This window comes from Kitasatospora sp. DSM 101779, from assembly GCF_025655475.1.
Taxonomy (GTDB): Bacteria; Actinomycetota; Actinomycetes; order Streptomycetales; family Streptomycetaceae; genus Kitasatospora.
The window spans coordinates 1,416,177-1,427,675 of record NZ_JAHTIK010000001.1 but is presented as its reverse complement, the minus strand read 5'-3'; the positions used below and the strand labels follow the sequence as shown (position 1 = coordinate 1,427,675).

The following is an 11,499-nucleotide window of genomic DNA, read 5'->3' as shown; positions in this document are numbered from 1 at the left end:
CGTCATCACATCCTGAACACGCCGAAGCGCGTCTCCTGCTGGGGTCCGTCGGCGGCCATCGCCAGGCACAGCGTCAGCCACTCGCGGGTGTCGGTCGGGTCCACCACGGCGTCCACCCACATCCGGGCCGCGTAGTACAGCGGGTGCGACTGGCGCTCGTAGGTGTCGATGATCGGCCGCTTGATGGACTCCTCCTCCTCGGCGGAGAGGGTCCGGCCCTCCTTGGCGAGCTGGTCGCCGCGGATCAGCGCCATCACGGTCGCGGTCTGCTCGCCGCCCACCGCGGTCGACTTGGCGCTCGGCCACATGGCCATCATCCGCGGGCCCATCGAGCGGCCGCACATGGCGAAGTTGCCGGCGCCGAAGCTGCCGCCGATCACCAGGCTGAACTTGGGCACCTTGGCGCAGGAGACCGCGTTGACCAGCTTGGCGCCGTGCTTGGCGATACCGGCCGCCTCGTACTCGGCGCCCACCATGAAGCCGTTGATGTTGTGCAGGAACAGCAGCGGGAGGTCGCGCTGGACGCACAGTTCGATGAAGTTGGCGGCCTTCTGGGCGCTCTCGGGGAACAGCACGCCGTCGTTGATGATCACGCCGACGGGGTAGCCGCCGACGTGTCCGGTGCCGCAGACGATCGTCGGCCCGTAGCGGCTGCGGTACTCCGTGAACTCGCTGCCGTCGAGCAGCCGGGCCAGCACCTCGCGGGCCGGGATGTGCTCGCGGAGGCTGGCGCTGATGATGCCGGGCAGTTCGGCCGGATCGTGGAGCGGCGGGCGCGGCTCGCGGGGCGGTCCCGACACCGCCGTCCGGCTGTTGCGGACGGCGATCTCCCGGACGAGTTCCAGCGCGTGCTCGTCGTTCTCGGCGATGTGGTCCGCGACCCCGGTGACCCGGGTGTGCAGATCGGCGCCGCCGAGCGTTTCGGCGTCCACCACCTCGCCGGTCGCCGCGCGCACCAGCTGCGGCCCGCCGAGGAAGATGGTGCCGTTGCCCCGGACGATCACCGCCTCGTCGCACATGGCCGGGATGTAGGCCCCGCCCGCGGTGCACGACCCCATCACCGCGGCGATCTGCGGCAGGCCGAGGGCCGACATCTCGGCGATGTTCCGGAACATCCGGCCCAGGTGGTACTCGTCGGGGAACAGATCCTCCTGGAGCGGCAGGTAGATGCCGCCGGAGTCGACCAGGTAGATACAGGGCAGGCCGTTCTGCCGGGCCACCTTCTGGGCCCGCAGGTGCTTCTGCACGGTGAGCGGGAAGTACGTCCCGCCCTTGACGGTCGCGTCGTTGGCGAAGACCATCGTCGGCCGGCCGCCGACGGTGCCGACACCGGTGACCAGCGCGGCGGACGGGACGGGCTCGTCGTAGACGTCGTGAGCGACCAGTTGCCCGATCTCCAGGAACGGTGTTCCCGGGTCCAGCAGGCGCATCACGCGCTCGCGGGCGGTGAGCTTGCCGCGTTCGGCGTGCCGGCGGTGGGCCTTCGCGTCGCCGCCGGCCAGAGCGGCTGCCCGGGCCTCCGCGATGATGCGGCGCTTGGCGTCGAAGGCTTCGGTGTTGCGGCGGAACGTCTCTGACGTGGTGTCGAGGTGGGAGCGGAGTGTCGTCATCGGACCTTGCTGATCGCTGTGAGGTACGGGAGAGGGCCTGGCGGCCGGGGCGGGCGACGGGTCAGGCGCGCGGACGGGCGGGGCGCGGACCACCCCGGCCGACCAGGAGCAGGGCCAGGGCGCTGAGGCCGGTCGCGACGGCCGACCATGCGAGGTCGGCGTGCAGCAGGACGGCGGCGGTGGAGGCGACTCCGGCGATGGACTGGGCGAGGAAGCCGCACAGGGCCACCGCGTAGGCGCCGTGCTCGGGCACGGCGCTCACCGCGACCGCCATGCTGCTGGGGAACAGTGCGGCCTGGCCGAACGTGGTGGCGCAGTAGAGCGCGACGAACACCACCAGGGCCGCTGTCGCCGAGAGCTCCGGCACCAGCCAGAGCGCGACCATCAGCAGCCCGGAGGCGGTCATCACCAGGGCGCCCAGACGCATCAGCCAGGACGAGCCCACGGTGGAGACCAGCCGGTTCACCAGCATCGCACCGGCGAAGTACGCCAGGCCGAACAGCAGCCCCAGGTCGCCGTACTCGCCGGCGCCGAGGCCGAAGTGCTGCTGGGTCACGAAGGGCGCCACCTCCTGGAGCAGGACGATGGTGGCGAACCCGAGTCCGCCCGCGACGGTCGGCAGCAGGAAGCGGCGGACACCGAGGATGCCCAGGTAGATCCGGACCATGCCGGCCTGCTCCTGCCGGCCGCGGCCCGGCCCCAGCGGGAGCGTGACCGCACCGAGCGCACCCACCGCACCGATGGCGGCCAGGACGGCGAAGCCGGCCCGCCAGTCCGCGTACCGGCCGATCAGGCCGCCGAGGAACTGGCCGCCGCCGAGCGCCGTCACGAACGCGACGGACAGCACCGACAGCCGGCGGGCGAGCGCGTCGCCGCCGCCGAGGTCCCGGACGAAGATCCGGGCGACGATGGCGGCGCCACCCGCACCGATGCCCTGCACGGCGCGCAGCACCAGCAGCACGGTGACCGAGCCGGTGGCCGCGAGCAGTGCGCTGGAGCCGGTGAAGAGGGCCAGCGAGGCCAGCACCGCCGCCCGCCGGCCGTACCGGTCGGCGGCCCGCCCCCAGAACACCACGGGGGCCGCCGCGCCGACCACGAACAGCGACACGGACAGCGCGGCGAGGCTGCGCGAGACGTCCAGGTCGTGCTCGACGGCCGGCAGGGACGGCAGGTAGATGGTGGTGGCCATCTGGGCCATGAACACCAGCAGGCAGGCCACCAGCAGGGTGCGCCGTTCGGGCCCGGGCGCGGCCTCGGCGGGCGGCTGCGCCCGGAGCGCGGTCCGCAGCGACTCGTCAGACATGGCTGGCCCGCAGCTGCTGGAGCCGGTGGCAGAAGTCCTCGATCTCCGCCGTGCTCATGTTGGCGCGGAGCATCAGCCGCAGACCGGCCTTGCCGCGGGCGATCACCGGGAAGAAGATCGGCGAGGCGTAGTAGCCGTGCTCCAGGAGGGCCCGGCCCAGTGCCACGGTGGCGTCCTCGGAACCGATGTCGACGAACCGGATGGGCAGCCCGTCCCCGGCCAGGGCGGTCGGCAGCAGGCTGTCGAACAGGTCGACGTTCTGCTGCAACTGCCTCTGCAGCCGGCCGAGTTCGTCGGAGCGGTGCAGTTCGGCCGAGGCGATCACGGCCCCGAGGCCGGCCGTGTTGATCCGCTGGGACCACATCAGCGGCCCGCCGTTGCGCAGCGCGACGTCGCGGCGTTCCCGCGAGCCACGGGGGCCCAGGAAGATCGCGCCGCCGGAGGCGCCGAAGCCCTTGTTCAGCGAGGTGATGATCAGCGTCCGGTCGTTGATCGCGCCCATGGCCTCCAGCACCACGCCGCGGCCGTTGGCCCCGACCGTGGAGATGCCGTGGGCCTCGTCGAAGAACAGGAACAGGCCGTACTTCTCCTGCAGCCGCAGCAGTTCCACGACCGGCGCCCGGCCGCCGGTGCTGTACACGCCGTCGGCGACGTACGCGACCTGGGGGTGCCTGCGGCAGAGGTCCTCCAGTGCGTCCAGGTCGTTGTGGGCGATGGTGGCGACCGCGGTCTCGTCGGCGACGTTGGCCTTCATCGCGTTGAGGCAGAAGTGGGCGTTCTTGTCGAACACCATCAGCGGCGGCGTCCCGCCCGTGAGCAGGCCGGAGGCGAGCAGGGGCAGGGTGGCCCAGGCGGCGGCCGCACAGGAGGCCACCGTCACGGCCTCCACGTCGAACAGCTCGGACAGGGCGTCCTCGGCATCCCTCAGGGCGGCGAAGCGGATGCGCATCCGGGAGGTCGACGTGTTGAGCGAGCCCTCGGCGAGCACCGCGTCGGCCGCGGCGCGGACGAGCTTCGGATGGGTGTCGAGGCCGAGGTAGGAGTACGAGGACATGTTGACGAACTCGTGGCCGTCGGCGAGCGACCGGTGCCGGCCGTCGCCCAGACCGGCGGCGACGATGTCGAACATGCCGGCCTCGGTGGTGGTCTCCCAGAAGTCGTGGCTGATCTTCGCCGACTTCTTGATGTTCATGAACGCGTGCATGGTGGAGCTCCGTGGGGAGTTGGCGGAGGGGAGGGACGGTCGGGCGCGAGACGCCGGGTGCCGCACCCGACGGACGCGCGGGCCGCCCGCGTCGCCCGGGCTGCCCGGGTACGGTCCGGCAGGAGGCGCGGGGGCGACCGTCGGCGACGGGCCCGGGCGTACGTGGCCCGGACGTACGTGGCACGGACGTGGCACGGGCGTACGCGGCTCAGGCGTACTCGTAGAAGCCCCGGCCCGTCTTGCGCCCGAGCAGGCCGGACTCGACCATGCGCGACAGCAGCGGGGGCGGGGCGTACAGCGGCTCGCGGAACTCGCGGTAGAGGGCGTCGGCGGCGGCCGCGACCACGTCGAGTCCGACCATGTCGCACAGGCGGAGCGGGCCCATCGGGTGGCCGCAGCCCAGCTGCATGCCCTGGTCGACGGCCGCGGCGGAGGCGAAACCGGCCTCGACCATCCGGACGGCCGCCACCAGGTACGGAACGAGCAGGGCGTTCACCACGAACCCGCTGCGGTCGCCGGACGGGATCGACTGCTTGCCCAAGCGGTCGGTCAGGAAGGCCTCGACCCGCCGCCGGACGGAGTCGTCGGTCAGCAGCGTCGGCACCACCTCGACCAGTGGCATCGCCGCGACGGGGTTGAAGAAGTGGATGCCGATGACGCGCCGGGGACGGGTGGTGGCCCTGGCCAGCCGGGTGATGGTGATCGCCGACGTGGTGGAGGCGAGCACGGCGTCGTCCTCGACCACCTTGTCGAGGGTGGCGAACAATTCGACCTTGAGCGCCTCGTCCTCGGGAATCGCCTCGACCACCAGCTGCCGGTCGGCGAGGTCGCCGAGGTCCGTGGTGAAGGAGATCCGGGCCATCGCCGCATCCCGCTCGTCGGCGGTCAGCTTCTCCTTGGCGACCCGCCGGTCCAGCGCGGCGGCGAACCGCTCCGGCGCGGACCGGAGCGAGGACTCCCGGGAGACCGCCACCCTGACGTCCACCCCGCCGACGGCGCACACCTCGGCGATACCGGAGCCCATCGCGCCCGAGCCGACCACACCGACCCGGTCGATCCGGCGGACGCCGTCGTCTTGCGGAATGCCGTCCGCCGCCGAATTCTTCCGCCTGGCCGAGCTGAATGCGTGCACCACGTTCTCCGGGTTGTTCGAGTGGAACTCGCCGGTTCGGATCGTGTCCGACCCGGCGATCGAAAAGACTTCCAACGCGCCGCTCGCACTGTCAACCGGCAGTTTTTTGCCGATTCCCCGATCCGGACAAAAGCACACAGGGCGGCGAACCGGAAAATATTTGCCGGTCGCCGCCCGTTGAATCCCGCCGGGATCTCCCTGTATTCAGTTGATGACCACGAAACGCAGGCCCTGGTGTCCCGCCGGAATGAGGACCTGGGTCACCGCATCGATCACTTCGGAGGACACGTGCGGCAGCCGCAGCCGGAAGAGGTGGCCGTCCCGGTTGGCGACCACGCACGTCCGCTCCTGCCAGAACCCGCGGCACGTCGGGTCCTGCAGGACGTCCGCGAGCAGGGCCGCAAGCCCGGGGTCGTCCGGGTGCTGCGCCATCGCGAACCGGACCATGGCCAGGTACATCCGGGCGTGCTGCGGCCAGTCGAGCATCTGCTCGCGCGCTTCGTCGGACGTCAGCCCCCAGCGGATGAGGTTGGCGTCCGGGGCGAGGACCCAGGGGAACCACTCGGCCATCGCCCGGTTGTGGCCGATGACGTTCCATGAGCTGTCGGTCAGGTAGGCGGGCCGCGGCATCTGACGGTCCAGCAGGTCCTGCAGCGCGTTCAGGTCGGGCGCCCGGCCCGGGACGGGCGGGGCGACGTACGGGGTGCCGCCGAGGGCGTACAGGTAGAGCGTGGCACGCTCGTCGGCGTCCAGGAGGAGCACGTCCGCCAGGCCGGCGAGCACCCGGGGGTCGAGGCGCGGCAGGGTGCCGCGCTCCAGGTCGCGGTACCAGCGCTCGCTCATGCCGACCCGCCCGGCCACGTCGACCTGCGGCAGGGGCTTGCCGAGGCCGAGTCTGGTGCCGGCCCTCGTGCGCCAGCTGCGCAGCAGCACGTTGAGTCCGGGCAGTGCCTCGGCGTGACGGGCGGCGGATTCCTCGGGCGGCATCTGGGTATTTCTCCGGTCTCGGTCCGATGTCCCGGCGTGCCGGCCCTTCGCCCGTGCCCGGCGCTGTGGCTTGCGCCACATTCGGGCGATTGAATTCGAGAACGCCGGAGATCCGGCCGACTCCCGGCCCCGGGAGCAGCCGTCGTGGATCCCGAAAATCCCCCCGGGACGGATGTGCACGTCACGCCTTTCCCGGATTCTACCCCGGTCGATCAGAACCACCGGCTGCCCGCGAACGCGGGTCCTCGACGGGATTCGCGTCCGCGCTCCGTCGCGATCCCGAGCGCCGCGACGGAGCGGGCACTTTGCCGAAGCGGTCCTGGCCCACCATCCCCCGGCCCCGCGAGCCGGCCGGTCGATCGGTTGTCGGACGGCCTCCGGCTCAGGAGGACCGGTCGGCGCCGCGGCTCCTGACGCGGTGCTTGAGGGCGAGCAGGGCGCCGGCGGGCCCGTGCGGCAGCAGCAGGGTGGTGTCGTGGCGGTCCACCGCGCCGAAGCGGTACTTGTAGGGCTCGGTGCCGCGCAGGAAGTCGAAGGTGTGCAGGCCCTGTTCGGCGCAGGCGCGGACGGTCTCCGAGATCAGCACGGTGCCCAGCCGCAGCGGGGCCCAGCTCACGTCCCAGCCGATCTGGTAGTAGGCGAAGGCGCCGTTCCAGCGGAAGCCGTACAGCGCGCCGACGGTGCGGCCCTCGTGCTCGGCGAGGCAGAAGGCGGGGCCGTCGCCGCCGGGCGCGGTGGTGGCGGCCGAGCGTTCCAGCAGCCGCAGGTGGAGCGGGCGGCGCCGCCCGTCGAAGGTGGTCGGCCGGCCGAGTGCGGCCCGGCGCAGCCGGTGCAGGTCGAGGACGGCGTCCAGGTGCTCGGGCCGCGCCTCGTGCGGCGGCACCCAGCGGAAGCCGACCCCGGCGGCCTCCAGCTTGCGCCGGTAGCGGCGGACGGTGGAGCGGAACTGCCGTGAGCCGAGCGCGTCGTGGCCGCCCGTCAGGTCGGCGCGCGGGCAGGCCGAGCGGGCCACCGGGCGGGCCGCCGCGGGCAGGGCGGCGGCGGCCTCCGGGTCGAGGTCGGGCAGCCAGAGGGTGGCTCGCCGGGCACGCCCGGCGAGCCAGCTGCGGACGTCCTCCCGGCGGTGCGCGGCCACGGCCGGCCCGCAGTGGTCGGCGGCGCCCGGGCCGGAGCCGAGCAGGGTGAGGCAGCCGGCGGTGAACGGCAGTCGCGGGTGGAGGCGGAGCCGGGTGTGCAGCAGCGGGACGACGGCCTCGACGCCGCCCTCCGGGCCGCGCCAGACGGCGACCTCGGCCCGGCCCGCCGCCGGGCCGCCCGCACCGAGCGTCTCCCACCAGGAGAGCACCCACTCCGGCGTCCCGAACCACGATCCGTGCGGATCGGCGGCGACCAGCCGCCGCCAGCCGTCGGCGGGTTCGCCGTCGAGCGCCTCCGGCGCGCGGTGGATCTCGGGCCGGTCGGCCGGTGTGGCTGCGGTCATACGGCTGTCCCCCTTCGGCCCGGTGCTCCCGGGCGTGCCCCTGGTCGTCCCCCGGTGCGGCGGCGCCCCGTCACCGGCCGCCGCGCAGACGGTGCACCGCGGGGTGCAGGCCCGAGAGGATGGTGTCGAACCGGTGCGGGGTCGTGCAGGCGTTCACCCGGAGTCGGCTGATCCGCAGTGGCCGGCGGGGCAGCCGGCGGTCGTGCCGGTGGTCGAAGAGGAAGCCCGACCGGTAGCCGAGGCCGGTCAGGGCGCGTTCGGCGTGCGGGTCGAGGTTGCCGTTGGGGTAGGCGAAGGAGGTCGGCGGCTCGCCGAGCCAGTCGGTCAGCAGGGTGTGCGCGCGGTCGACCTGTGCGGCGGAGTCGTCGGGGGAGCAGCGGTCCAGGCAGGGGTGGTCGAGGGTGTGGTTGCCGATCGCCACCCCGGCCCCGCGCAGGGTGCGCAGGTCCGCGGGGGTGAGCTGGGGCTGTCGGGGCGCGGGTGCGGCGGCGGTGCCGCGCAGGGCGTCCAGCCGGTCGCGGCGCTCGCGGTCGGGCAGCTGCTTGAGCAGCCGGACGGCGGCCTCGGGAGCGGTGCCGGGCGGCAGGGACTCGGCGGTGCCGCCGTGCGCGACCAGGTGGGCCGCCTCGGACCACCAGAACGGCCGGTCGCCGCCGATGTGCCCGGCGATCACGTAGGCCGCCGCGGGGATGCCGTACCGGGCGAGGACGGGCAGGCCGTGGGTGAGCAGCGAGCGGTCGCCGTCGTCGAAGGTGACCAGCACGCTGCGGGGCGGTAGCGGCCGCCCTTCGCGCAGGGCCTCCTCGACCCGGGCGAGGGAGACCGGGCGGGCGCTGCGGACGAGGCGGGCCATCTGGGCGGCGAAGCTCCGCGGGTCGTCGATGCCGTGGTAGGCGAGGACGGCGAGCCGGCCGGCGGCGAGGGCACGGAAGGCGGGTTGCAGCGGCGAGTGGCGCAGCACGGTGTCGATCCGGTTCCTGCGGATGTCCGCCGGGGTCGTCCTGTCGGTGCCGCCCCCGACGGCGTGTTCGTCCGGCACGCCGCCCCCCTTCGGCCGCCGCCCCGCGCCGTTGCGGGCAGCCGCGCCAGCGGTCGTCCGGGCGCAGCTGATGCGGCGTCAACGGAATCGGACTTTACCACCCCTTGACCTTTCGGCCCGGTGGTTCCCGGGAGTTCGCCGAAGGCTCTTGACCTGGGGCGAAGACGGAGGAAACTGGTGAATACACCGGAATACCGGACAGAGCTGCACCGCCGACGGAGACGTCCGACGGCCGTCCGAGTGACCCTGATCCAGGCTCTGGCGAGACCCCCGGCGGGTCGATGCGCGACACGTGCAGGAGACGACGGTCCACGCACGCGGACGATGCACCGGACGCCGGGGATCGTCGTGTCCGGGGCCAGGGCATTCGGGCGGTGCCCCCACCCGCCCCTGACGTGACCTTCCGTGTGCCTCAGACAAGCCTTAAGTCAGTAGCGGCAGACGTCCGTCCAGTCGCCGGAGGGGACCGGGGCGGGGTCGGAGAGCAGTGCCGCGGCGACCCGGGGGCCGGCGAGGTAGACCCAGGCGTCGGTCTCGGTGCCGTCGGCGAGCCGGACGGCGAGCCGCTCGCGCACGTACTCGCCGAGGCCGTCCGGCGTGCAGTCCTCCAGCAGATCCAGGTCGGCGAGCACCCGCGGGTACAGCGCCGGGGGTACGCTCACCAGTTCGCCGCGGACCTGCTGCCCCGCGCAGGGCACCACGTACGGGTAGCCGGGGCCGCGGTGCAGGGCGGCGCCGTCGAGGACGGCGCCGCGCACCTCGGTGCAGCGCCCGGCCAGGTGGCGCCGGTGGTTGCGGTGGCCGGGACGGAGCGTCCCGTAGACGAAGAACGGCAGCTGGGGCGGCACACGGCCCTCCTGGGATTCGGGGGTCGCAGCACCGTACCCGGAAGAAGGCGCCCGGGTGTCAGCGGACCCCGCGCGGCCGGTACTGGATGCTGATCCGCGGTCCGACCGGGCGGGCGGTCTTCGGCACGGCGTGTTCCCAGGTGCGCTGGCAGCTGCCGCCCATGACCAGCAGGTCGCCGTGGCCCAGCAGCCGCCGGACGGCCGGGCCGCCGCCGCGCGGACGGAGCAGCAGCGGGCGCGGTTCGCCGACCGAGACGATGGCGATCATGGTGTCCTGGCGGCCGCCGCGGCCGCCGCGGCCGAGCCGGTCGCCGTGCCAGGCGACGCTGTCCCGGCCGTCGCGGTAGTAGCACAGGCCGGCGGTGGCGAAGGGTTCGCCGAGCTCGCCGGCGTAGTGGGCGCCGAGCGCGGTACGGGCGGCGGCCAGTACCGGGTGCGGCAGGGTGTCCGGCCCGGCGGCGAAGTCGTCCTCGCCGTAGAAGGCGAGCAGCCGGGGGACGTCGACCACCCGCTCGTACATGGTGCGGCGTTCGGCCTGCCAGGGGACCTCGGCGGCGAGCCGTTCGAACAGCGCGCCGGCGCCGCGCAGCCAGCCGGGCTGCTCGTCGATCCAGGCGCCGTCGCCGAGCACGGTGCGGCGGACGGCGTCCAGCGGGCCCGTGCCGATCTCCTCGGTGTCGTCGAACAGAGAGCTCTGGAGGTGGAGCATGCGGCCAGCCTACGCCTCGTGGGAACAGGTGTGCGAATATTTCCCGGCGTGCCGTCCGGCCCGCCCCGCGGAAGAGGTTTGAAGTCGGCGCACCGACGCCAGGAAACGGGGATGAACCGACCCTCGCCCTCCGCCCCGCTGCGACTCTCCGACGAGGTGGCCACCGCCCTCGCCGCCGGCACCCCCGTGGTCGCCCTGGAGTCGACGATCATCGCGCACGGCCTGCCGCGCCCCCGCAACCACGCGGTCGCCGTCGAACTCGAGGAACTCGTCCGGGCAGGCGGCGCCGTCCCCGCGACGATCGCGGTGCTCGACGGCGTGCCGCACATCGGCCTCGACAAGGCCGCGCTGGAACGGATCGCCACCGACGAGTCGCTGCGCAAGCTGGGCTCCCGTGAGCTCGCCCCCGCCGTCGCCACCCGTGCGAGCGGCGCCACCACCGTCTCCGGTACGGCCTTCCTCGCCGCCCGGGCCGGCATCCGGGTGTTCGCCACCGGCGGCCTCGGCGGCGTCCACCGCGAGTGGACGACCAGCCAGGACGAGTCCGCCGACCTCGGCCTGCTCGCCCGCACCCGGATCACCGTGGTCTGCGCCGGCGTGAAGTCGATCCTCGACGTGCCCGCCACCCTGGAGCGGCTGGAGACCCTCGGCGTCGCCGTCCTCGGCTACCGCACCGCCGAATTCCCCGGCTTCTACCTCACGAGCTCGGGCCTGCCGTTGGACTGGACGCTCGACGACCCGGCCGAGGTGGCCGAGGTGATGCGGGCCCAGGACGAACTCGGCGGCCCCGAGTCCGCGCTGGTGGTCGCCAACCCCGTCCCGCCGGCCGAGCAACTCGACCCGGAGCTGCACGACCGGGTGCTCGGCGAGGCGCTGGCCGCCGCCCGGGCCGCCGGGGTCACCGGACAGGCCATCACCCCGTTCCTGCTCGCCCACCTCACCGAGCACACCGACGGCGCCTCGCTGGAGGCGAACCTCGCCGCCGTCCGCGGCAACGTCCGGCTGGCCGCCGCGATCGCCGTCGCCCGGGCCGCCGCGGCGGAGGCGGGGCGGCGGGGATGACCGCGGGCGTCCTGCTCGTCGTCGGCGAGGTCGTCACCGACGTGGTCGCCCTCCACGAGGGCCCGCTCGCCCCGCACACCGACACCGCCGCCCGCATCGCCGTCCGGCCGGGCGGCGCCGGGGCG

Annotated in this window: 10 protein-coding genes; 1 reads left to right on the top strand and 9 read right to left on the bottom strand. The window is 73.8% G+C overall.

Translation table 11 applies throughout. The features are described 5' to 3' along the window. Positions 1-5: 5 nt before the first annotated feature. The 9 genes from KSNIM_RS06590 to KSNIM_RS06550 all read right to left on the bottom strand — a co-directional run bounded on the left by KSNIM_RS06590 (position 6) and on the right by KSNIM_RS06550 (position 10,312). A complete protein-coding gene (locus KSNIM_RS06590) occupies positions 6-1,610 on the bottom strand; it encodes a carboxyl transferase domain-containing protein (RefSeq protein WP_263102284.1) in 1,605 nt (534 codons plus the stop codon). A 61-nt stretch (positions 1,611-1,671) separates the two neighbouring features. After that, positions 1,672-2,913 (bottom strand): MFS transporter, encoded by a 1,242-nt coding sequence (locus KSNIM_RS06585; RefSeq protein WP_263102283.1) that lies wholly within the window; start codon positions 2,911-2,913, stop codon positions 1,672-1,674. Then, positions 2,906-4,117 (bottom strand): aminotransferase class I/II-fold pyridoxal phosphate-dependent enzyme, encoded by a 1,212-nt coding sequence (locus tag KSNIM_RS06580; RefSeq protein WP_263102282.1) that lies wholly within the window; start codon positions 4,115-4,117, stop codon positions 2,906-2,908. Before KSNIM_RS06580 ends, KSNIM_RS06585 begins: the two co-directional genes overlap by 8 nt. Positions 4,118-4,325: 208 nt before the next feature. Continuing rightward, positions 4,326-5,201 (bottom strand): 3-hydroxybutyryl-CoA dehydrogenase, encoded by an 876-nt coding sequence (locus KSNIM_RS06575; RefSeq protein ID WP_317634105.1) that lies wholly within the window; start codon positions 5,199-5,201, stop codon positions 4,326-4,328. Between the two features lie 252 nt (positions 5,202-5,453). After that, positions 5,454-6,236: a helix-turn-helix transcriptional regulator gene (locus tag KSNIM_RS06570; RefSeq protein WP_263102281.1), complete on the bottom strand. Its 783-nt coding sequence runs from the start codon at positions 6,234-6,236 to the stop codon at positions 5,454-5,456. A 382-nt stretch (positions 6,237-6,618) separates the two neighbouring features. Further along, positions 6,619-7,716 (bottom strand): GNAT family N-acetyltransferase, encoded by a 1,098-nt coding sequence (locus KSNIM_RS06565; protein ID WP_263102280.1) that lies wholly within the window; start codon positions 7,714-7,716, stop codon positions 6,619-6,621. Positions 7,717-7,786: 70 nt separating this feature from the next. Next, positions 7,787-8,755, bottom strand: a complete 969-nt coding sequence (locus KSNIM_RS06560; RefSeq protein WP_263102279.1) for a polysaccharide deacetylase family protein — start codon at positions 8,753-8,755, stop codon at positions 7,787-7,789. A 428-nt stretch (positions 8,756-9,183) separates the two neighbouring features. After that, positions 9,184-9,603: a gamma-glutamylcyclotransferase family protein gene (locus tag KSNIM_RS06555; protein WP_263102278.1), complete on the bottom strand. Its 420-nt coding sequence runs from the start codon at positions 9,601-9,603 to the stop codon at positions 9,184-9,186. 58 nt (positions 9,604-9,661) lie between these two features. Next, positions 9,662-10,312: an alpha-ketoglutarate-dependent dioxygenase AlkB gene (locus KSNIM_RS06550; protein ID WP_263102277.1), complete on the bottom strand. Its 651-nt coding sequence runs from the start codon at positions 10,310-10,312 to the stop codon at positions 9,662-9,664. 111 nt (positions 10,313-10,423) lie between these two features. On the opposite strand from KSNIM_RS06550, the gene KSNIM_RS06545 reads away from it, so the two are divergent. Then, a complete protein-coding gene (locus tag KSNIM_RS06545; RefSeq protein ID WP_263102276.1) occupies positions 10,424-11,374 on the top strand; it encodes a pseudouridine-5'-phosphate glycosidase in 951 nt (316 codons plus the stop codon). Positions 11,375-11,499: the final 125 nt, after the last annotated feature.